The 23450-nt window shown below is 38.4% G+C and carries 19 protein-coding genes; 12 read left to right on the top strand and 7 right to left on the bottom strand.

Annotated features, from left to right (window positions below):
• The first annotated feature begins 8 nt into the window (after window positions 1-8).
• On the top strand, window positions 9-836 hold the full coding sequence (locus U5921_RS16070; protein ID WP_324824473.1) for a histidinol-phosphatase HisJ family protein: 828 nt from the start codon (window positions 9-11) through the stop codon (window positions 834-836).
• A 94-nt stretch (window positions 837-930) separates the two neighbouring features.
• Here the strand turns inward: U5921_RS16070 and U5921_RS16065 are convergent, their stop codons facing one another.
• From U5921_RS16065 to U5921_RS16055, 3 genes are read right to left on the bottom strand one after another with little or no spacing between them, the layout of a single operon-like run.
• Window positions 931-1785 (bottom strand): metallophosphoesterase, encoded by an 855-nt coding sequence (locus U5921_RS16065; RefSeq protein WP_324824472.1) that lies wholly within the window; start codon window positions 1783-1785, stop codon window positions 931-933.
• A 16-nt stretch (window positions 1786-1801) separates the two neighbouring features.
• Window positions 1802-3163 carry a PFL family protein gene (locus U5921_RS16060; protein ID WP_324824471.1) on the bottom strand — a complete coding sequence of 454 codons (1362 nt, stop codon included), beginning with the start codon at window positions 3161-3163 and terminating at the stop codon, window positions 1802-1804.
• Between the two features lie 44 nt (window positions 3164-3207).
• Window positions 3208-3477 carry an ACT domain-containing protein gene (locus U5921_RS16055; RefSeq protein WP_324824470.1) on the bottom strand — a complete coding sequence of 90 codons (270 nt, stop codon included), beginning with the start codon at window positions 3475-3477 and terminating at the stop codon, window positions 3208-3210.
• Between the two features lie 233 nt (window positions 3478-3710).
• On the opposite strand from U5921_RS16055, the gene U5921_RS16050 reads away from it, so the two are divergent.
• From U5921_RS16050 to U5921_RS16040, 3 genes are read left to right on the top strand one after another with little or no spacing between them, the layout of a single operon-like run.
• Window positions 3711-5003: an NAD(P)/FAD-dependent oxidoreductase gene (locus tag U5921_RS16050; protein ID WP_324824469.1), complete on the top strand. Its 1293-nt coding sequence runs from the start codon at window positions 3711-3713 to the stop codon at window positions 5001-5003.
• A 3-nt stretch (window positions 5004-5006) separates the two neighbouring features.
• On the top strand, window positions 5007-6731 hold the full coding sequence (locus U5921_RS16045; protein ID WP_324824468.1) for an NAD(P)/FAD-dependent oxidoreductase: 1725 nt from the start codon (window positions 5007-5009) through the stop codon (window positions 6729-6731).
• A 2-nt stretch (window positions 6732-6733) separates the two neighbouring features.
• A complete protein-coding gene (locus U5921_RS16040) occupies window positions 6734-7255 on the top strand; it encodes a cob(I)yrinic acid a,c-diamide adenosyltransferase (protein WP_324824467.1) in 522 nt (173 codons plus the stop codon).
• A 98-nt stretch (window positions 7256-7353) separates the two neighbouring features.
• Here the strand turns inward: U5921_RS16040 and gpmI are convergent, their stop codons facing one another.
• A complete protein-coding gene (gene gpmI / locus U5921_RS16035; protein ID WP_324824466.1) occupies window positions 7354-8889 on the bottom strand; it encodes a 2,3-bisphosphoglycerate-independent phosphoglycerate mutase in 1536 nt (511 codons plus the stop codon).
• 231 nt (window positions 8890-9120) lie between these two features.
• Here gpmI and U5921_RS16030 point away from each other — a divergent pair, with 231 nt between their 5' ends.
• Complete coding sequence (locus tag U5921_RS16030; RefSeq protein ID WP_324824465.1) at window positions 9121-10722, top strand: polysaccharide biosynthesis protein; 1602 nt, start codon at window positions 9121-9123, stop codon at window positions 10720-10722.
• A gap of 16 nt (window positions 10723-10738) precedes the next feature.
• Window positions 10739-14266: a helicase-exonuclease AddAB subunit AddA gene (gene addA, locus U5921_RS16025; RefSeq protein WP_324824464.1), complete on the top strand. Its 3528-nt coding sequence runs from the start codon at window positions 10739-10741 to the stop codon at window positions 14264-14266.
• A gap of 68 nt (window positions 14267-14334) precedes the next feature.
• On the opposite strand, the gene gdhA is transcribed toward addA, so the two are convergent.
• Complete coding sequence (gene gdhA, locus U5921_RS16020) at window positions 14335-15678, bottom strand: NADP-specific glutamate dehydrogenase (RefSeq protein WP_324824463.1); 1344 nt, start codon at window positions 15676-15678, stop codon at window positions 14335-14337.
• Window positions 15679-16013: 335 nt separating this feature from the next.
• On the opposite strand from gdhA, the gene yhbY reads away from it, so the two are divergent.
• The 5 genes from yhbY (at window position 16014) to mgtE (ending at window position 20408) form a co-directional block, all read left to right on the top strand.
• Window positions 16014-16310, top strand: a complete 297-nt coding sequence (gene yhbY, locus U5921_RS16015) for a ribosome assembly RNA-binding protein YhbY (RefSeq protein ID WP_324824462.1) — start codon at window positions 16014-16016, stop codon at window positions 16308-16310.
• Window positions 16311-16372: 62 nt separating this feature from the next.
• Window positions 16373-17020, top strand: coding sequence for a GntR family transcriptional regulator (locus tag U5921_RS16010; RefSeq protein WP_324824461.1), 648 nt, complete (start codon window positions 16373-16375; stop codon window positions 17018-17020).
• A gap of 186 nt (window positions 17021-17206) precedes the next feature.
• The gene (locus tag U5921_RS16005; protein ID WP_324824460.1) at window positions 17207-17821 is read left to right on the top strand and encodes a helix-turn-helix transcriptional regulator; all 615 of its coding nucleotides are present in this window, start codon (window positions 17207-17209) and stop codon (window positions 17819-17821) included.
• 124 nt (window positions 17822-17945) lie between these two features.
• Window positions 17946-18644, top strand: coding sequence for a phosphatase PAP2 family protein (locus U5921_RS16000; RefSeq protein WP_324824459.1), 699 nt, complete (start codon window positions 17946-17948; stop codon window positions 18642-18644).
• 390 nt (window positions 18645-19034) lie between these two features.
• Window positions 19035-20408 carry a magnesium transporter gene (mgtE, locus tag U5921_RS15995; protein ID WP_324824458.1) on the top strand — a complete coding sequence of 458 codons (1374 nt, stop codon included), beginning with the start codon at window positions 19035-19037 and terminating at the stop codon, window positions 20406-20408.
• Between the two features lie 13 nt (window positions 20409-20421).
• Here mgtE and U5921_RS15990 read toward each other — a convergent pair whose 3' ends face one another.
• Window positions 20422-21459, bottom strand: coding sequence for a HAMP domain-containing sensor histidine kinase (locus U5921_RS15990; RefSeq protein ID WP_324826015.1), 1038 nt, complete (start codon window positions 21457-21459; stop codon window positions 20422-20424).
• A gap of 2 nt (window positions 21460-21461) precedes the next feature.
• Complete coding sequence (locus U5921_RS15985; RefSeq protein WP_324824457.1) at window positions 21462-22136, bottom strand: response regulator transcription factor; 675 nt, start codon at window positions 22134-22136, stop codon at window positions 21462-21464.
• 214 nt (window positions 22137-22350) lie between these two features.
• Here U5921_RS15985 and U5921_RS15980 point away from each other — a divergent pair, with 214 nt between their 5' ends.
• A complete protein-coding gene (locus tag U5921_RS15980; protein WP_324824456.1) occupies window positions 22351-23445 on the top strand; it encodes an efflux RND transporter periplasmic adaptor subunit in 1095 nt (364 codons plus the stop codon).
• The last annotated feature ends 5 nt before the right edge of the window (window positions 23446-23450 follow it).

Below are 23450 nucleotides of genomic sequence, written 5' to 3'. Positions count from 1 at the left end.
AGGTAAACATGTATTACTATGATTATCACGTACACACAACAAATTCTACGGATGGTAAAGATACATTAATGGATGTTTGTCAATCTGCCATTTCAAAAGGGGTAAAGGAAATTGCAATTACAGACCATTTTGAACCAACGCAGGTGAATCAAGAATATGTTTTTTATCAACCGGAGCTATTTTTTAAAGAGATAGAAGAGGCACGCCAAATTTTTAAAGGATTGCTTGTGATAAAGTATGGGGTGGAATTGGGTCAGCCACATATTTATCCAATTTACAGCGAAAAGCTGATAAATGAATATCCCTTTGACTTTGTTTTAGCTTCTGCACATAAGATCAAAGGAGATGTTGATTTCGGTGATATTGACTACACGCAAGCCAATCGATCGTTTTATATGCAAAAATATATAGATAGTCTTTATGAACTTGTTCAATGGGGAAAATTTGATTGCTTAGCTCATTTTGATTTAATAAAAAGGTATTGTGCCAGATCCGGAATAAAAATAAATCTTATAGAGGAATACGAGGAAAAAATAACGGAGATTCTAAAGGAAGTCATTAAAAAAGGAAAAGGGATTGAAGTCAATACCTCAGGATTAAGACAATATTCCGCAGGTCTGATGCCGGATTGGGATATTTTATCTCTTTATAAGAAACTTGGCGGTACGCATCTTACAATCGGTTCTGATGCACATAGTGCACCGGAAATCGGAGCTGGCTTTCAAGAGACCGTCGAACTGTTAAAGAAATTAGGGTATAAGACAGTAACACTCTATAAAAAGCGGAAGCCCTATGAAATTGCTTTTTCAGAGTATACAAATGGGAAGAGTGCATAAAAAAGAAACACGAAGTGATTCACTTCGTGTTTCTTTTTTTAGTCCTAATAGAAAATTCAATTTGTTTTCTTCTTAAACTTTATATAAAAGTAGCTCAATCTTCGTTGGTTTCTGATTGAAGAAGAAGATGTGTAATTTCTGGCGGTGACAAAAAGCGTAAAGGCAGCTTTGTGGTGCCGAGGCCCGAATTAACGTAAAGCTGTGTTCTCCGTTCATTCTCAAAAGTATAGTGTCCTTTTGGATATTTTTTTCCATAAGGTGGAAGAATATAGGAGTCAAAAAGTGGAATATCTACCTGTCTTCCATGGGTATGTCCGGAGAGCATAAGATCAACATTATAATTCAGTATTTCATCAATTACATCCGGCTCGTGACATAATACAAGATTAAAGTAATCGGGACGGCTGTAGGACGCGATTTCGCTGTTTCCGTATCCAATCAGCATATCATCGATGCCGATAATACCGATTCCAGAATCGTCCAAACCGTAATATTCATTGATTAAAACATGGAAGCCGCCGTCATTCATGATCGTTTCATAATAATTTTCAGATCCGCCACCGTAATCGTGATTACCGAAAATAGCTAATTTACCGATTTTTGCTTCAATCGAAGATAACTGCTTTGATATTTCGTTGGTATCATCATCATAAGTATCGTAATTATCAATTAAGTCACCTAAGAAAAAAACTAAATCTGGATTTAGGCTGTTGATTTGCGTTACTACCTTTTGAAAATCTTTACAGGTATAATACTCACTGAAATGCGTATCTGCAAATGCAACAATCGTTAAATTTTCCGCTTGGTTTTGAACCTGTGTGGAAAGAATGGTTATGTCCTTGGTTTGCAGCATTTTAGGCTCTAAATACCGGGCATATGTGTAAACAAGTACACTGACCATAATACAAAGCACAAGAATACGAAGTATGGATTTTATAAATCGAAACAATAGAATACCTCTTTAATCAATTTTTTAAGGCTTGAAGCGGAGAGGGCAGTCTGCCGCCGCGGTTTATGAAAACTTCTGGTGAATAGGTACTAATCGGCATGACTGGCGCATAGCCGAGAAGTCCTCCAAAGTCAAGCTCATCGCCAATTTTCTTTCCGATTGCAGGGATGACTCTTACAGCAGTGGTTTTGCTGTTCACCATGCCGATTGCGGCTTCGTCAGCAATCAGCGCGCTGATAACCGCATCACTAGTGTCTCCGGGAATAATTACCATATCAATTCCTACTGAACAGACAGCCGTCATGGCTTCCAGCTTTTCCATCGTCAAACTACCTTTGCGGACAGCTGCAATCATACCATCATCTTCACTGACTGGAATAAAAGCACCGGAGAGACCTCCGACATGGTTGCTGGCCATGACACCGCCTTTTTTTACGGCATCGTTCAACATGGCAAGTGCAGCAGTTGTACCACAGCAGCCGCAGCTTTCTAAACCGATTTCTTCTAAAATATTTGCTACGCTGTCTCCGATTGCAGGAGTTGGTGCAAGACTGAGGTCCACGATACCGAAAGGTACACCTAAAGCTTCAGCAGCAAGCGTTCCCACAAGTTGACCCATTCTTGTAATTTTAAAGGCTGTTCGCTTTATCAGCTCGGCAACTTCATCAGTACGGCAGCCTTTTGCATTTTTTTCAAGAGCGGCACGAACTGCACCGGGACCGCTGACGCCGACGTGGATGACGCAGTCTGGTTCTCCTACACCGTGAAATGCTCCTGCCATGAACGGATTATCTTCTGGAGCATTACAAAATACTACTAATTTTGCAGCACCTAGACATTGCTTGTCTTTTGTAAGCTCTGCGGCACGTTTGATAGTGGCTCCCATTATCTTTACTGCATCCATATTGATTCCACTTTTGGTAGAACCAATGTTGACTGAGGAACAGACAAAATCTGTTTTCGATAAAGCTTCAGGAATGGAGGAAATCAATTCTTGATCGCCTGCGCTGAACCCTTTATGAACCAGAGCAGAAAATCCACCGATAAAGTTAACGCCCACCTTTTTTGCTGCCTGATCCAAGGCAATTGCATAATCCACAGGATTCGCATCTTTAGCACTTGCCAGCAGCATAGAAATCGGAGTTACGCTGATTCTTTTGTTTACGACGGGAATACCGTATTCATTGCTGATTCTCTCAACAACAGGAACCAAATCCTTTGCTTTTTCGGTAATCTTATTGTATATTTTTTCACAGGCTTTTTTTGGATCTTCATCTGCACAATCCAGAAGAGAGATACCCATAGTAACAGTTCGGACATCCAAACTTTCGTCGTTAATCATGTGAATGGTTTCTAAGATATCATTTGTATTAATCATATAGTGTAAGAATCCTTTCTATTGTATGAGTTCTTTGCAAGGATTTAAATCCGGTGCATCGCATCAAATACTTCGGTACGTGTCAGGCGGATTTCAACACCCATTTCTTCCTGGGCTTTTTCGAAGCTCTTCTTTAATGTTGGGATATCTACCGCACAATGGCTCATATCGACCATCATAATCATAGCGAAGACCCCTTGGAGTATGCTTTGTGTGACGTCTTCAACATTAATATTATATTCTGCGCAAATACCGCTGACTTTGGAAAGAATCCCGACTGTGTCGTTTCCTACGACTGTAATAACCGCTCTCATATTTTTTACCTCTCTGAAATTTTTTATTGCCATATAACATATAAAAAGAAGGGAACCACCACTTATGGATTCTAAAAATCCATAAGTGATTATAATTAATGTATTATAGCAAAAAATAAAGTGAAAAACAAGCAGACGTAAAGTGCCATTTAAAGAAACAAACAAATAAAATGACTGATAGGTAAAAAAAGTGTATAATTATTTTATATCTTTTAGGTAGAAGGAGCTTGTATATGCAAAAAGAGAAGAAATGTCGATGGAAAATTATGATTGTGGGCGGTGGTGCATCCGGAATGATGGCAGCCATTGCAGCCGCAAGAAGCACGGGAAAGGGAAATGAAATTCTTCTCTTAGAAAAAAATACCTTATTGGGGAAAAAATTATTGGCGACCGGGAATGGACGCTGCAATTTTATGAATAAATACTGCACACCCTATGATCTAAGAGGGCAAGAAGAAGTCGCAGCTGCACATGAAAAAAAAGAGAAGATACCTTTTTCTTTTGACATACTTTCACAGCTGGATGTGAGCAGGACGGAGGAAATTTTTTTACAAATGGGTGTTTTGTCAAGAGAGGAGGCAGAGGGCCGTATTTATCCTTATTCCGGGCAGGGCGCTATCATTAAGGAAGCACTGGAAGCAGAAATACAGCAGCTTGGCATCTGCGTGAGAGCTTCTTCTAATGTAAAAAACATTCGTAAAAATGGTGATTTTTTTAAAGTGGATATTGATGATTCGACATGCTTTTTTTCCGAAAAAGTGATTTTGTCAACAGGAGGAAAGGCAGGACTGCAATATGGTTCCACCGGAGAGGGCTATGTGCTTGCGAAAGAATTTGGACACCATATAGTAAAACCGATTCCGGCATTGGTACCGCTTTTGTGTGATAAAAAAAGCTTTGGAGGTTGCAAAGGCGTAAGAGCAAAGGGAAAAGTGAGATTGCTTTGTGAAGGGGCTGAACTGGCAGTCGATACGGGAGAAATTCAGTTTACGGAAGAAGGGATTTCCGGTATTTGTGTCTTTAATATCAGCAGATTTGTTCGATTTAAAAGTTTGGACGAGTTAGCTTCCTATGAGGTGGAGATTGATTTGTTTCCAAATTTTTCGGAAGCCGAATTATTAGATATACTTATAGAAAAACAAAAACGAGAATCAGAGCACTCGATGAGTCTTTTCTTGAAAGGATTGATTCATGAAAAATTAGCAGCGGCACTGTTAAATCGCAGCCAAATAAAAAAAGAGGAAGCTGTTTACCGAGTGACAGAATCAAAGATAAAAGAACTGACTTTTTTAATGAAGCATTGGAACTTGAAGCTTGCTGGGACAAAGTCATTCAAAGAGGCACAAGTGACCTGCGGTGGTATATCGGTAGAAGAAATTGATCCGAAAACGCTGGAATCCCTTTTGGTTCCGGGGTTATATTTTGCAGGGGAATTAATTGATGTTGACGGACGCTGCGGAGGCTTTAATTTACAATGGGCTTGGAGCTCCGGATATGGAGCGGGAAAAGCGGCTGCAAAGGAGTAAAAAATGTTACGTATACATGAAATAAAATTAGATGTAATGGAACCGCTCTCTCATTTGCCGGACGCCATTCGAAGAAAGTTACGTTGCAAGGAGTTAGAACTTAGCTCTTGGAATATCGTAAAGGAGTCACTGGATGCGAGAGATAAAGGAAATATAAAGCGAGTTCATTCGATTGATTTTGAGCTTGCATCAATAGAAAACAAATCTTTTAAAAATGAAGAAGAACGCAGAAGCGCAGAAGAAACTTTATTGAGAAAAAATAAAAAAATAAAACTAGAACCTGTTGTAGCGAGACAATATGAATATGTGATTCCGAGAATTTGTATAGACCAAAACAGCAATTTAGACGGTGGTGTCGATGTAAAAAATCGAATGACGAAACGACCTTTAGTCGTTGGATTTGGACCCTGTGGGATGTTTTGTGCTTTGCTTCTTGCGCAAATGGGTTTGCGTCCTTTGGTACTGGAACGGGGAAGAGCAATGGAGCAACGTACGGAAGAGGTGCAGCGCTTTTGGGAGGATGGAAAGCTAGACATTCATTCCAATGTGCAGTTTGGTGAAGGTGGAGCGGGTGCGTTTTCAGACGGAAAGCTGACAACGCAAATAAAAGATCCAAGAGTGAGAAAAGTTCTGGAAGAGCTGGTAGCTGCAGGAAGCAACAGAGACATTCTTTATAAGCAAAAGCCTCACATTGGAACAGATGTACTCCGTAAAGTGGTTGTTAATATCAGAGAGCAGATTCTAAATTTAGGAGGTGAGATTCATTTTGAAAGCCAGATGACTTCTTTTGAAAAAAAGAATGGTCGTGTCAGTGGCGTATTTGTCAATCAAGGCGAATTTATCCCTTCTGATTTTGTTGTCTTAGCCTTGGGGCACAGTGCAAGAGATACGCTTCAGATGCTTCATGAATCCTCTGTTGAGATGGAACAAAAACCGTTTTCTATGGGTGTAAGAATTGAACATCCGCAATCTATGATTGATGAATCGCAGTATGGCAAACGATACAGCGAATACCGCCTTGGAGCTGCTGATTATAAACTTTCCCATCATTGTAGAGATGGGAGAGGCGTCTATACGTTCTGCATGTGTCCCGGTGGTCTGGTCATCGCTGCCGCTTCTGAGGAGGGCGGTGTCGTTACCAACGGCATGAGTTACCGTAGCAGAGATTTGGAAAATGCGAACAGTGGATTATTGGTAGATGTGCGGACTGAGGATTTTGAGTCAGAGCATCCGCTTGCAGGGATATATTTTCAACAAAAGTATGAGAGACTTGCTTTTGAACTTGGCGGGAAGAATTATCATGCACCTGCGCAAAGAGTTGGAGATTTTTTGAATGATCGGATGCCTTCAAAGGATACTGGGGATGTTCAAAATAAAATACAACCCACTTATAAGCCTGGTGTTTGTTGGACAGACTTAAGAAAGTGCTTACCTGCATTTGTTACGGAGTCGATCAAGGAAGCTTTGCCGTTTCTCGGAAGAAAAATCCAAGGATTTGATCGAGAGGATGCGGTCATGACGGCACTGGAGAGCCGAAGCTCTTCACCAGTCCGTATCTTAAGGAATAGAAAGTATATGTGTAACATAGAAGGAATTTATCCGGCAGGAGAGGGAGCAGGATATGCAGGTGGAATTGTTTCTGCGGCAGTGGATGGAATTAAGATTGCAGAAGAGATTGCGCGGGTATATAAAGAATATAAGTATGATAAAACAAGAGAGGTGAGGTAAAGATGGCGATTGAAAAAGGATACATTCAGCTCTACACCGGGAACGGAAAGGGTAAAACCACTGCAGCGTTAGGAATTTCTCTTCGCAGCTTATGTGCAGGAAACAAAGTTTTTTTTGGACAATTTATGAAAGGAAAGCCTTACAGTGAGCTGAAAGCAGTAAATTATTTTGAAAACCTAACGATGGAGCAATTTGGGAATGATTGCTTTGTCGGGCAGGAACCGGAACAAAGGGATTTTGAGGATGCGCAGAAGGGCTTGAACCGTATGAAGCAAATCCTCAGCTCCGATGAATATGATATGGTAGTCTTTGATGAGATAAATACTGCCTTGTTTTTTCATTTGTTAAAGCTGGAGGATGTCTTGGAGACTTTGGATTTAAAAGCAGAGAATACCGAAGTGATTTTGACCGGGCGCTATGCACCTGAAGAACTGATTGCACGTGCGGATTTGGTAACAGAGATGCGGGAAATAAAACATTATTATAATGCGGGAATTGATGCTCGATTGGGAGTTGAATATTAAAATGAAAAATGAATTTTTCCCAAAAGATTGAAAAGGTTGTAAAATGCGTCTTAAAAGCTCTATACGAAGCTTTAAGGACGCATTTTTTATAAGTTCTTTTATTTCGGTTGAATTAAGCTGACTCCAGTCATTTCATCTGGTTTATCCAGTTCCATTAAGTCTAGAAGAGTCGGGGCGAGATCAGCGAGTACACCTCCGTCTTTTAGCGTAACTTTTTTATCAGACATCACTAAAAGCGGAACCGGACTTAAGGAATGAGCCGTTATCACATTTTCTTCATCATCCAGCATGTAATCGGCATTTCCGTGATCTGCCGTTAAAAGCATCTGGCCATCATTTTGCTGCAGAGCAACTGCAATTTTTCCAACGCATTCATCTACTGTTTCAACGGCTTTTATAGCAGCATCTATCTTTCCTGTATGCCCGACCATGTCACAGTTTGCAAAATTTAAGATAATGACATCGTACGCTTTAGATGTAATTTGTTCTAAAACACGGTCTGTTACTTCATAAGCACTCATTTCTGGCTGCAAATCGTAAGTAGCAACCTTAGGAGAGGGAACCAGAATACGTTCTTCTCCTTTATTGGGAGCTTCCACACCGCCGTTAAAGAAGAAGGTGACATGTGCATATTTTTCGGTCTCTGCAATGCGAAGCTGACGTAAGTTCAAATCGGAAAGGTATTCCCCTAATGTATTCTTTAAAGATTGGGGAGGGAATGCAACTAAAACATTCGGCATTTGTGCATCGTACTGCGTAAAGCAGACATAGCATAAATTTTTACACTCCTTTTTTCGTTTAAAGCCGGTAAAGGTTGGGTCGACAAAAGCACGAGTAATCTGTCTTGCACGATCTGGTCGGAAATTAAAGAATATAATAGAGTCTCCGTCGTTGACCGTTGCAATCGGTTGACCATTTTCCATTAGAACTGTCGGTTTTACAAACTCATCATTTTCATTTCTTTCATAGGCATCAGAAAGTGCCTTTTGTGCACTTCCAGCAGTTTCTCCTATCCCAAGGGTAAGGGCATCATAAGCCAGTTCTTCTCGCTCCCAACGAGTATCACGGTCCATTCCGTAATAGCGGCCGCCAATTGTAGCAATTTTTCCGAGTCCAATTTTTTTCATATGCTCTTCCAAGGATAAAAGAAAACGTCCGGCACACCTAGGAGGAACATCTCTTCCATCTAAAAGACAGTGAATGTATACTTTTTTAAGTCCCTGTTTTTTTGCAAGATCAAGCAGGGCAAAGAGATGATTGATATGACTGTGCACACCGCCATCTGAGAGAAGCCCCAAAATATGAAGAGCAGTTTGATCTTTCAAAGCATGATTCATAGCAGAAAGGATGGCTTTATTGTTTTGAAAGGAACCTTCTTTAATTGCTTTGGATATTTTGGTCAATTCCTGATAGACAATACGTCCTGCTCCGATATTTAGATGCCCGACTTCAGAGTTTCCCATTTGACCACTTGGAAGTCCGACATCTTCACCGCTCGCTCCGAGCTGCGTGTTTGGAAAATTGGAAAACAGGTTATCCAGATTTGGTGTCTTGGCTTGAAGGACAGCATTACCGTGAACGGCTTTGCGTTTGCCGAAACCATCTAATATTAAAAGCATTGTCGTCTGTTTCATAGTTATAAACCTCGATTCTATTTTTAAGATCTCATTTTTAAAAAGTATAAAAAGTATCTGAGTGAAACGTTTTTTCATAGCTCATGCACATTATATCAAAAGAAATGTTTAAAATATATAGAAGAATAGATGAAAATTATATATAATAAATCAGAGTGCCTAATTGGCACGTGAAATTATATAAAAAGTCAGAAAGGGGAGACGGAGCGATCCGTTTTAGTAAATTATATTATGAGCAAAAAAACGTTTTTAAAAGGTGCGGCAATATTAGGGATTGCAGGATTGTTGGTGCAAGTGATGGGTGCGGTCTTTCGCATTCCTTTGGCTAATATTATTGGTGATGAAGGAATGGGCTATTATCAAACGGCTTATCCAATTTACATATTTTTGCTGGTGTTTTCCACCAATGGTGCTCCTGCTGCCATATCAAAGATGGTTTCAGAGCGTATTGCGGTTGGAAAGTATAAAGAGGCACACTTAGTATTTCGCATTTCATTTCTTGTTATGCTAATACTTGGTATCGTCTCTTCTGCGATTGTTTTTTTCGGAGCAAAACCCATCGTAATTCTATTGAAAAATCCACATGCTTATTATGCTATGGCAGCCATTGCGCCAGCACTTTTATTTGTTCCGATCATGGCGGTATTCCGGGGATATTTTCAGGGAATGCAGGAAATGGTGCCCACTGCTTTTTCGCAGTTAGTTGAACAAGCCATTCGCGTTGGAGTAGGATTAACTTTAGCGGTGATGTTAGTAGAAAAAGGAATTACTTATGCAGCAGGAGGCGCTTGTTTTGGTACAAGCGTAGGGCCGATTGCAGGAACGATCATTTTAATGATCGTATATTTATTAAAAAATAAAAGGATTATGCAGGAAGTCGATGGGGATGAAACGGTTGAAACAGAATCCGCAAAAAGCATTTTTAAAACACTGGTCTATTTGACAGTGCCAATTACAATCGGTATCTCTATTTTACCGATTATGAACATTGCGGATGTTGGGATTGTAATGAATCGTCTGCAAGGGATTGGATTTGATTATGATACTTCAAATGCTCTTTACGGACAGTTAACCGGAATGGCGGGGCCGATTATCAATATTCCACAGGCTCTGGCTCTCAGTATCGCTTTGAGCATGGTACCGGCTGTAGCTGCGGCACAAAGGACAAAGGATCAATTGTTTTTGAATGACAATGTTCGTTTGGGGCTTCGAACTGCAATGATGCTTGGTACTCCATGTGCATTTGGCTTGATGGCTCTTTCAGAGCCGATTATGCTCTTGTTATTCCCAAAACAATTAGAAAGTGCAATCAGTGCAGCTCCAAGCTTATTTTATCTATCCATAGGAATTATTTTCTTAGCGATCGCGCAGACGATGGCCGGAATTCTGCAAGGCTTAAATCGAGCGTCTTACGCTGTTTATGCACTGATGACTGGATTGCTGGCGAAGATTATCTTAACCTATTTGCTGACAGGAATTGAGCAGCTAAATGTACAAGGCGCAGCAATTGCAAGCTCTGTTGCTTACGGTGTTGTTGGGATTTTAAATTTACTGGCGGTGAAACGTTTATGTAAAACAGAATTTGACTGGAAACTAACTATCATAAAGCCGTTACTTTGTGGTGTATTGATGAGTATTTGCGTCTTGATTTGTTATTCCTTGCTTGTCGGTATTTTGGGAAATACAATTGCGACGGCGCTGGCTATTTGTGTGGGTGCTGCTGTGTATGGCATTTCACTGATATTCAGTAAATCGATATTGCCAAATGAAATAATGGCACTGCCGAAAGGAGAGACCTTACACCGTTTGCTGAAAAAATTACATTTGATTTAAGGCGGGGGAATAGAACATGAAATGGACAGAGGCACAAGATAGAGCAATCCGGTTACGTGATAAAAATATTTTGGTATCTGCTGCTGCGGGTTCTGGAAAAACCGCGGTTTTGGTCGAAAGAATCAAAAGCTTTATTTTAGAAGATGGAGTTGATTTGAGTCAGATGCTGATTGTGACTTTTAGCAATGCAGCGGCGGCAGAAATGAAAGAAAAAATTGTCCGTGCGATTTCCAACGAATTAAAAGAAGATGTGTTGAATCAACAAAAAGAACTGTTTTTACGAAAACAGTTGAGCTTGATTTATAAAGCGAACATTAGCACATTTCATGCATTTGCAATGGAAATCATACGAAGGTATTTTCATTTTATACAGATTGAACCGGATTTTAAAATTTGCGATGAGGCACAGAAAACTATTTTGCAGGCAGAGGCAATGGAAGAACTCTTTACAGAGCATTTTCAGAGCAGAGATGAGGCCTTTATTTTATTTTTGCGAACCTATGCGGCAAGTAAAAACGAAAAAGCTGTAAAAGAAATAATTCTTGACACATATCACTTCATACAAAGTATTCCAAATTCATTCGAATGGCTGCTGGAAAATACGAAGAGTCTAAAAAAAGATAAGGAAACATTTGAAAAAAGCAATGTATTTTTACTATTAAAAGAAACGATTCATGATAAGCTCTTTATGAGTTTGCAATATTTTAAGCAGGCTGAAAATTTATTGCAGGAATACGGCCTTGAAAAGCTGAGCAAGAAATGTGGATTGGATATAAATGAACTCACTTCCATTCAAAGCGCAGCAAGTATAGAAAATTTCGATCTTTTGATCCAAAGAATGAACGCATTAAAAGGTAATTTTCAACGCCTTACAGCGGGAAAAGAAGAAAAGGAGACTTATCAGGAAATCAAAGCTTCCGTGAGTGCGTTCCGTGACAAGGGAAAAGATCTTTTTAATTCCCTTTGTGAACAGTACGGAGGCCGCTCTTTAGAAGAACTGACAGTAGAAATACAGAATACTTATCCTTATGCATCCATTCTCTATTCACTTGTACAGGATTTTGAAAAAATTTATTCTGAGAAAAAGAGAGAAAAGGGATGGATTGATTTTAATGATATAGAGCATTATGCCTTGCGCATTTTAGAAAAGGAAGAGGCTGCTTTAGAGTATAAAAAGAAATTCAAGTATATTTTTATTGATGAATACCAGGACAGCAACATTGTTCAAGAGACATTAATCAATCGCATTAAAAGAGAAAATAACGTGTTTATGGTAGGAGATGTGAAACAGAGTATTTATAAATTCCGGCTGGCGGAGCCGGAATTGTTTATCAGCAAATATGAACTGTTTCGAAACAGTGAGGACAAGAAGAACGAAAAGATTGATCTAAATCGAAATTTTAGAAGTAAGGGAACGGTGATTGATGGAATCAATCATGTTTTTTCAAAGATTATGCAGAGACAAACGACTGGTCTTGCTTATGACGAAGATGCCGCATTATATAAGGGAGTGGCTTATGAGGGAGAATTAAACTATCCTTTATCTTTACATATCGTAGATGATGCGAAAGTTGAGGAAGAAGAACTGGATGATGCGATAAAGGAAATGAAACGCGCAGAGATCGAAGCTTATGCCGCGGTTCAAATCATTAAAGAAGCAAAAGGCAAAGAGATTTATGACTGCAAGAAGGAATGCACACGAACGTTAGAAAACAGAGATATCGTCGTTCTGTTGAGAGGTGCTAAGACAGACGGGCAAATTTATTTTCAGGCACTGATGGATGCCGGGATTCCTGCATTTGTCGATAACAGTGACGGGTATTTTGATACGGTAGAAATTCAAATCTTTTTAAACTTGCTGCGGTTGATTGATAATAAAAAGCAGGATGTATGCTTATTGAGTGTAATGCGTTCTCCTATTTTTGATTTTACAACGGATGAAATGGCAGAAATTCGAATTTTTCATAAAGAAGGGGCTTATTATGATGCCTTTTCACAGTATGCCGAAAAAGGGGAAGAGGAAAGCTTGAAACGAAAATGCAGCATCGCATTGGAGTCATTAAAGCTTTGGAGGAAAAATGCGGCGTATATGCCGTTAGAAAATTTGCTTTGGAAGCTGATTGAAGAAACCGGATATTATCAATATATAGGGAGTATCCCGGGAGGAATTCAGCGTCAGGCTAATCTGCGTTTCCTTGTTGATAAGGCAGTGCAGTACCAAGCGGCACAGGGGAAAGGTTTATTTTCCTTTATTCGTTACATCGAGGCTTTACAAGAGAAAAAAATTAGCACCGGACAGGTAAAGCTTGTTGGAGAAAATGATGATGTTGTAAGAATTATGACTATACATAAAAGTAAAGGTCTTGAATTTCCATTTGTACTGGTCGGCGGACTGGCAAAGAAATTTCAGTTTGGTCAAAAATCTGCCGCATGCAGTCTCGACAAAGAGTTAGGGGTTGCGTTGCGTTTGGTTGATACGGAGAATCATTGCTATCGAAAAACGCTTCTTCAAAATTTAATGGATGAAAAGAAGAAGAAAGAAGATATGGCTGAAGAGATTCGGATCTTATATGTAGCATTTACTCGAGCAATGGATGAGCTGGTTCTTTTAGGAACTGTGGCAGATATTGATAAAACTTTAGAAAAATACAGGTTGAGGGAACCTGAGGATGTAGGAAGTGCAAGATGCTATATGGACTTGATTTATCCGGCTGCCTCTGATTCTGAGATTCAGATTTTCCGTCATGATCGAGGTGGTATGAGTTTGCTTAAAAAAGACTGTGATCAGCAAAAAGAAGAAGTTTCCTTTGCACTGGCAGGCGGCTTTTCTGTAAAAGAAACAGAAGAAATGCAAAAAATCATTTACAGTCGTTTAGAATATGAGTATCCATATCTATCCGCCAATGAGATCAAATCGAAATACAGCGTATCGGAACTTGCTAAGGAAAATATAAAAGAATCATTTAAAACGGTGACGAGTTTATCAAAAGCATTGCCACAATTTTTGCAGGGGAAAAAAGTATATTCATCAGCGGAGAAGGGAACCATTCTGCATCGAATCATGGAATATCTTCCATTTCAGGAGTTTGCTTCACTTGCGGAAAACAGTGAAAAGAAGATAAAGGAGAATATTTCCCGATGGATTACACGGATGATAGAACGGGAGATTTTGCTGAAAGAGGAAGCACAAGCTGCAGATTTAGATAAACTGACCGCATTTTTCTTTTCCGATATTGGACGGAGAGCATGTGGAGCAAAGGAAATCTATAAAGAAGTATCCTTTAATCTAAAAAAGGAAAAGGAAAAGGAAGAGATCATCATTCAAGGTACGATCGACTGCTATTTTTCAGAGGGAAATAGTTATGTACTCTTGGATTATAAATCAAATGCGGTACATGACACGGAAATATCTTTGGAAAGAATAAAGGGGCAGTATCAAATGCAGCTTTCACTTTATAAGGAGGCATTGGAGAAGATTAAGGGGATTGAGGTAAAGGAAATGTACTTGTATTTGTTTTCAATTGGACGTGAAGTAAAGTTGTAAGTGAAAAAGGGAATAAAAAAGAATGGAGATGATCTCCATTCTTTTTTTACGTTATAGTATTTATTCGATTAAACCATGCCTTGTGCCATCATAGCCTGAGCTACCTTTAAGAATCCAGCAATGTTTGCACCAGCAACTAGGTTGTAGCCAAAGCCATATTCTTTGGAAGCAGTAGCGGAAGAATCGTGAATGTGTTTCATAATTCCTTCAAGCTGAGCATATACTTGTTCAGCAGTGTAAGGCATCTTTAAGGAGTTTTGGCTCATTTCAATTGCGGAGCAAGCTACGCCACCTGCATTTGCAGCTTTAGAAGGTCCAACAATGATACCGCTGTCTTGTAGGTACTTAAGAGCTTCGTTTGTAGTTGGCATATTTGCACCTTCACAAACAAATTTTGTACCGCTGGCAACGATTTTCTTAGCATCCTCCAAGTGGATTTCGTTCTGTGTTGCACAAGGGATATATAAATCTGCTTTTACGCCCCAAGGCTTCTCACCAGGGAAGAATTTAGCTTTAGGGAACTTCTCTGCGTAAGGAGCAACGATATTCTTTCCACTTCCTCTTAATTCAAGCATAAAGTCAACTTTTTCACCAGATATGCCTTCTTCGTCCAAAATATAGCCATCTGGTCCAGAAATCGTAATTAACTTCGCTCCTAACTCGTTCAGCTTGGTTGCAGTACCCCAAGATACATTACCAAAACCCGAGATTACAACAGTTTTACCAGCAAGCTTTTCACCGTTTGCTTCTATCATGTTTCTTGCAAAGAATACAATACCGAATCCGGTTGCTTCCGTTCTGCCGAGAAGACCGCCGTAAGGGATTCCTTTTCCTGTCAAAACGCCTTCAAATCTGTTAGCCAATCTCTTGTATTGACCATATAAGTAACCAATTTCTCTTGCACCTACACCGATATCTCCTGCCGGAACATCAGTTTCAGGGCCAATATGTCTAAATAATTCGGTCATAAAGCTTTGACAGAATCTCATGATTTCAGCATCGGATTTTCCGTTTGGATCAAAGTCGGAACCACCTTTGCCTCCACCAATAGGAAGGCCGGTTAATGAGTTTTTAAAGATTTGCTCAAAACCTAAGAATTTGATGATACCAGGATATACATTTGATGCAAAACGAAGACCCCCTTTATAAGGCCCGATTGCACTGTTAAATTGGTATCTGTAACCTCTGTTTACTTGTACCTTGCCATTGTCATCTACCCAAGTTACGCGGAAGCTAATGCCTCTTTCCGGCTCGATGAGTCTTTCAATCAATCCGGCTTCAATGTATTCCGGATGTTTTTCGAGAACCGGTTCTAAAGAAGTTAAAACTTCTTCCACTGTCTGGAGAAATTCAGGCTCACCTGGGTTTCTCTTTGCTGCAATATCAATGTACTTCTGAACGATACTTGCCATTTTTTCTCTCCTCTTTCTGTTTAAAAATTAAAAAAAATGTGGATATTGATTTTCAGATTGAATTTTCTCCGCAATTTCAATTTATCACACTAGATTTTTATAGTCAATAGTAAGAATCACAAAAATTGTAAAACTGATTTTTAAAAATCATAGAATAATAATTTGTTAGAAAAAATACGTTGGAAAATCAAGCGTTTAAAGAAAAACTTCTTTCAATAAAAAAATATAAATTTAATCTATTGGCTTGAAAATTTATTTACTTGAATTGTATACAAAAAAGCGGTATACTTAATAGATTAAAGAGGTATAACAGAAGAAAGGAAACCTATTTTTATATGATTACGACAAAACAGAGAAGCTATTTAAAAAGTCTTGCACATGATTTAGAACCTACCGTATACATCGGAAAGGCAGGAATCACCGAAAATATCATGCAAGAGATGGATACGGGATTTGAATGCAGAGAGCTTGTTAAGGTAAAAATTCAAGATGGGTGTGACTGGAAACCGAAAGAAGCAGCAAATGAAGTGGCCCAAAAACTAAATGCGGAATTTGTACAGGCAATCGGTAAGAAATTTACTCTGTATCGTGAATCGAAAGATCATAAACAGATAGTACTTCCGCGAAAATAAAAGCAAAATAAACAAGATGTGAAAAAGCTGTAAATTATGATAGAAAGTGAGACCGAAATTTTATGGAAGGGTACTTATCCTTAAAAGACCACGTTTATAATTACATTGCAGAGGAAATTAATAAGGGTAGTTTAAAACCAAATGAAAAGATTAATGAGCAAAGAATCAGTGATCTGTTAAATATCAGCCGTACACCTGTAAGGGAAGCATTGATTCAATTAGCCAGCGAAGGATTTCTGGAAAATGTACCTAGAAAAGGCTTTATCATTCGCCCGCTAAGTGAGAAAGAGGCAGCAGAAATCTATATTATTTTAGGTGTACTGGATGGACTTGCAGTATCTTTGGCCTGCTCTCGAGTCACAGATAAAGAAATAAAGGATATGCAGTTTTACATCGGAAGCATGGATCTTGCAATTGATTCTGGAAATTATGATATGTATTATAAGCAGCAAGAGGAGTTTCATCAAATCTATTTAGATTGCTGTGGAAATGATAGCTTAGTTAGTTTGATGAGCCGAACGAAGAAAAAGTTTTTGAAGAAATCTTATATTATGGATGTAGGTGAAAATGTTAAGACTATACTTCATCGCACGAACGACGAGCATCGCACAATGCTGACTTTGTTTGAGCAAAACAAAGGTGAGGAATTGGAGCGTTTTATGAAGGAAGTACACTGGAAACCGGATTTAGCATATATGGAAACCATTTAGCTATTTTGAGCCTATATTCTTTATCTATTCGAATAAAAAATTTAAGAAGCCATCAATCATTTGTTTGATGGTTTCTTTATACCTTTATACAGTTACGTAATATTCAGAACTTAAAGACGTTACAGAAAAGAATGCAAGCTCTACCCCATAAAAAGCAACGGGATTCTTAAGAATAGAGGTTTATCTATGGAATTTAATGAAAAACTGCAACAGCTGAGAAAAGAAAAATCCATGACACAAGAAAAACTCGCAGAACAATTATTTGTGTCCAGAACTGCAATATCGAAATGGGAAAGCGGAAAGGGATATCCGAATATTGAGTCGCTTAAAAGTATATCAAAACTTTTCTCTATATCTATTGATAATTTGTTGTCAGGTGAGGAATTGATCTCTCTGGCGGTGGATGAGAACCGTGCGAATATAAATAAGATTTATATCTTGATTTTTGGAATTTTAGATTTAATGGTGTTGACCTTTCTATTCCTTCCATTGTATGCATACCAGGAAGGGGCGTTTGTTCGCAAGGTAAACCTGTTTGCGCTTCAGGATATTTCCGCTATTACCCGTGCTATATTTTTTATCTTTCCTATTCTGATGGCTACACTTGGTATTATTGAGTTAGTCATACAGCATTATGATAATGATAAATGGCTGAGTACGAGCAAAAAATGTTCAATATTTTTACAAGCGTTTATAATACTGGCACTTATTGCAACGCGCCATCCGTACGCTATAGCACTTATGTTCGTTTTATTTATGGTTAAGGTTGTACTTTTGATAAGGAGCAGCCGTATGAAGTAAAATGGCTTAAGTCCTTACAGAAAGCCCTCTGACACGAAAAGTGTCGAAGGGCTTTTGTTGTTGTGACGATTCGTTTCTTGAAGATTTTTATGCCTGCCGTACAATAAAGATGTGGCTGGCGCACATGAATACTATAATAATAAAGAAAAGGAAGAGAGATATGATGAAAAATAAAAAGTACTTTGTATTTGCGGGGATACTGCTCTTGCTGTTTATTCTATTCACAGTAGGAGTTTTGACATTTGATGTTAGCCCTATAGGTCCGGAGAAATCCGTTGTTGCATTCGCTACTTTAAATAGTTCTATGCTCAAGCTACTTGGAGAAAATTTAGCATGGTATCATATTACGGATTGGCTTGGTGCTGTAGCTATCTCTGTTGCTTTGGGTTTTGCAATATTGGGACTGGAGCAACAAATCAAAAGAAAAAGTATTAAGCGCGTGGACAAAGATATTCTCGCACTAGGCGTATTTTATATTCTCGTGATGGTTTCGTATATATTTTTTGAAACTTTCATTGTTAATTACAGACCGGTTCTTTTAGGTAGCACATTGGAAGCGTCCTATCCATCATCCCATACGATGATAGTGTTATGTATCATGTCTACCGCAATAATGCAGTTCCACAAACGGATAAGGAATAAAGCTTTGAGAAATATAGGAGAGGTCATTTCTGCTGTTGTAATCGCGGTGACGATAATAGGGCGTTTTGTTTCGGGGGTGCATTGGTTCACCGATATTATAGGAGGCTTATTGTTAGGCTCTGCACTTGTCATGTTTTACTATGCAACGGTTAAGCAACTATCAAAAAACGGACCGACTTGAATGAACCGATTATTATTGACTTACTGCTCTAATTCACAGTAGTTATAAAAGGTTAGGTATTTTATAAGATTGTAAGGAAGAAAAAAATAATATTATTTCATGTTTCGTGTTTCTTAAAAACATTTCTTGTAATCACTTGCAAAAAAAACGTATTTTAGGTATAATTTTAAAGTTAATATATCAATTTAAGAAAAGGAGTGAGAGTAGATGGAAACAGTTCCCAGTCATAAACAAATGCATAGTGAACTGAATAATAATACAAGTTCCCTGCTTTCACGTTGTCTTTTTTAAGGTAGAATTCTGTTTCTTTCTTTTAAATTCATTGTTTTCAGCAGGGAAATTCCAAAGATAAGTTAAAGTAGACTTTAACCACTCGAAAGGAGAAGACCGATGGAAAACGAAAAAATGAATCAGATCATTGAACGAGTATTGATCTTGCTGGAAGAGAAAAAATACTTAAAAGCCCGAGAAGAAATTTTAAAACTGAATGAAGTGGATATTGCAGAAGTTATGGAAGAGGTTATCGACGAGCTTGATATTGACAAGGCCGTTGTTTTGTTTCGATCTTTTCCTAAAAATATTGCGGCAGAGGTGTTCTCTTATTTACCTTCGGATGATCAGGTTAATATCATTTCTGCAATTACCGATAAAGAAATCCAGCATATTGTTGATGAACTGGCTTTTGATGACATGATTGACTTATTAGAAGAATTGCCGGCTAATGTTGTTGATAAAATTTTAGAGAATGCCACTAAGGCAGAAAGAAAGCTGATCAATACTTTTTTAAATTATCCGGAAACCAGCGCAGGCAGCCTGATGACGATTGATTATATCAGCCTTCGAAAAGATATGACGATTGCAGAAGCAATGGCTCATATTAAAGAGGTAGGTATGGACAGTGAAACGGTTTATACCTGTTATGTGAAGGATAAAGAACGAAAACTTTTGGGGATTGTTTCCTTACGTACTTTAGTGGTTGCACAGGATAGTGATTTAGTCGAGTCATATATGCATGAAGATATGGTTTATGTCAATGCACTGGATGACCAGGAGGATGTATCCAACATCTTTAAGAAATATGGCTATTTGGCTTTGCCTGTTGTGGACAACGAGCATCGTCTTGTTGGAATTATTACATTTGATGACATTTTAGATGTTATCGATGAAGAAACGACAGAAGACTTTGAAAGAATGGCTGGTGTCATTGACAGCAGCGATATGGAATACTTAGATATGAGTGTTTGGCACCATATTAAAAACAGAATACCATGGCTTTTTGTCTTGATGTGTTCCTATGTGATTACGGGGGGCATTATTGCGAGCTTTGAGGGTGTGCTTTCTAAAGTGATTTCATTGGTTGCTTATATGCCGATGCTGATGGGAACGGGAGGTAATTCAGGCTCCCAATCTGCAACGCTTGTGATTCGTGGCATGGCGATAGATGATATAGACCTTTCCGATGTATGGAGAGTGCTCTGGAAAGAATTAAGAATCAGCTTTTTAATCGGCATTTTGCTGAGCGCTTTAAATTTTGCAAGAATTATTTGGCTGGATCAAGAAAGCGTATGGGTTGCATTGACTGTTAGCGGTGCGATGCTCGTCATCGTAATTGCAGCAAAAACAATTGGAAGTATGCTTCCGATGGCTGCTAAAAAGGTTGGGATTGACCCGGCTTTGATGGCAAGCCCTATGATTTCTTCTTTAACCGATATGGTATCGGTAGTCACTTATTTCGCAATGGCAACTTGGATGTTGGGAATATAACAAAATAATAACATTAAATTTTAGGGAGGGCTACGGTAAAGGATATTACGGAGCCCTCTTTGTTTTGCACAGATACAGAGCCGCAGTACAAAGAAACGATTTTCTTAACAATTGCAAGACCAATGCCGTTGCCGTCAGAAGTATGCGAGGTATCTCCTTGATAAAATTTATCAAATAGGTGTTTTTTTGTTTCTTCTTTTAATTTAGGACCGAAATTATCAATTTCAAAAATAATGGAATCCTTATTTTCTTGCAAAGAAATAGAAACCTCTTTAGCAGGAGGTGAAAATTTTATTGCATTGTCTACAAGGTTAATCCAAATCTGATTTAATAGATCATCATTTCCGTTAAAAGTGACTTCTTCTAAATTAACCTTCATGTTAAGATTCTTTGAAGACCACTTGTTTTCCAAAACCAGAATTGCTTTTCGAATTTGCTCGGACAAATCAAATTTCTGATTTTCAGGGGCTATTTTAAGCTTTTCAATTTTTGAGAGATTTAAAATATTTGTTGAAAGAGAAGATAAACGGTCGGCTTCACTGATAATAATATCCAGATATTCGTTTCGTTCTTCAGGAGATAGATCCGGGTTTTTTAATATTTTAGCAAAGCCTCGTAAGGACACGATTGGAGTTTTAAACTCATGTGAAAAATTATTTACAAAGTCAGAACGCAGCAGCTCAGTGTTTCCTAATTCTTCGGCCATTTTGTTAAAGCTTTCTGACAGATGCTTTAGTTCTTGTGGATAATTAAGTCTGATTCGCACGTCAAAATTACCTTTTGCCATCTGCTCGGTTGCAGCAATGAGACGGCGTAAAGGTTTTAAAGGAAAACTGCTTATCACGTTTGCTAAAGTAGTACCAATTGCAATACTTAGAACCATTATCACGATGATAGGTGTATAGATCGTAGGCTGATAAACTTCTGAAAGCCATCCAAGCTTGAGTAGAACGAAAACAGAAATCAACATGATAATCATAGTTGCCAGCATGATAAAGAATACTAGCAGAGTTAGAAATAAAGTCAGCGTTTTAGGCCCATTTATTTTCATATTCAAATTTTTTTCACCGCCTTATAGCCAAGTCCGCGGATGGTCTGAATTTCAAATTCCGGATAATCTTCGAAGCGTTTTCGAAGCCGATTAATATGGACGTTTACGGTATAGTCAGTTGAATCGGAATCAATTCCCCAGATTTCATCCATAAGCTGAATCCGTGTAAAAATTTTATTAGGATAGGACAGTAATTTATATAATAAATAGAATTCTTTTTGTGGAAGGGTATGACGTTTATCTTTTCGTGATACACTTAAAGAATCATAATCTAAAGTCACTTCCCCAATTATTATTTTATGTTCATTTACAATTTTGGCTCTTCGAAGTAATGCTTTAATTCTTAAAATCATTTCTTCGTCATCAATAGGCTTAGTCATATAATCATCGGTGCCAACAATAAATCCTTTCTTTTTATCTACAGGAAGCTGTTTCGCTGTGACCATCAAAATCGGAAGAGTATAGTTACTGTTTCTCAACTGCTGGGTTAATTCATAACCGTCCATGCGAGGCATCATAATATCTAGAATAATTAAATCAACATGTTGTATATCCAATATCTTTAAGGCTTCGATACCATCGGAAGCTAAAATTGGATGAAAGCCATTGGCGGACAATACTGTCTCCATAAGTTTCCCAGTGTTTTTATCGTCTTCTACAACTAAAATATTAAACACGGCATTACCTCCTTATTATTATTTCAATTGTAACATGAATTTATAAATTGAAAGTAAACAAAAATAATTTCTTATTATAGCGAAAAGTTTATGTTCAGTTTCTATTGGTAATATATCCTAAGTAAAAAGCAGTTTTAACATGGAGTTTTTGAAATAAAAAATAACATCTTAGCGTGTGATAACTGCTAGAAGAATAAAGGGAAGAGGAATTTGAATGAACAAGAAAACAAAAGTTATAATTGGTGGCTTTGTAATAGTGGTGGTAGCTGCACTATTATTAACACGTTTCATAAGCAAGGACGAGTCTTATGCAGAAATTTCACCGCCAGAGGTGACGGTTGCTTCACCTCAAATTGGGACAATTGAATTGACAAGCAGCTTGATCGGAACGGTTGAGCCGGCAGAATTTGTATCAGTTTCTCCCGAAATTGCCGGAGAAGTATCAGAAGTTATGATTCAGGCTGGAGATCGCATATCTGCGGGGCAGACGATCTGTAGAATTGATAACACACAGGTTGACTCTACGCAAATCAGCATGGAAAGTGCGGAAGTTTCCTTAGAAGATGCAAAGAAAAATTTTGCACGAATAGAAGTCTTATATGCAGAGGGAGGAATCTCAGAGCAAAGTTATGAAGATGCGAAAAGTGGACTGAAGAGAGCACAGCTCCAGTATGATTCAGCTAAGCTTTCCTATTCAAATCAGGCGAAGTACAGTGTAGTAACTTCTCCGATTTCCGGAATTGTTGAATCTTGTGATGTTGAAAGATATGACGTTGTTTCACCGCAAACCGTGCTGTGTGTGGTTGCGGGAGGCGAAGAAAAAGTAATTTCTTTTAATGTAACAGAACGGGTACTGGAAAAATTGGATGTTGGAAGCCAAGTAAAAATTGAAAAAAACGGAACGGATTATACCGGTACGATTACAGAAACAAGCTCTATGGTAGATGCTTCGACGGGACTGTTTAAAGTAAAAGCTTCCATTAAGAGTGGAACTGCGCTTGCCAGTGGAACCTCAGCAAAATTATTTGTACTTTCAGACAAAGTGGAAAACGTACTTACGATTCCGGTCGATGCTGTGTATTACGATGACGGAAAACCCTTTGTATACACGTATAAAGATAAAATGGCGCATAAGGTTTTTGTAGAGGTCGGAATTTGCGATGAAAGCAATATCGAAGTTGTTTCTGGGCTGAATTCAAAGGATTCTATCATTGTTTCTTGGAGCTCGGAACTGTACGATGAAGCGGCTGTTATTTTAGATAAAGAAGCTTCCGATACGCCTATGCCGGAAACAAATGAAAAAGAATAAAGGAG

This window comes from Sinanaerobacter sp. ZZT-01 (genome assembly GCF_035621135.1).
Taxonomy (GTDB): Bacteria; Bacillota; Clostridia; order Peptostreptococcales; family Anaerovoracaceae; genus IOR16.
Note: the sequence above shows the minus strand (reverse complement) of the source record. Positions and strands in the feature narration are given on the sequence as shown.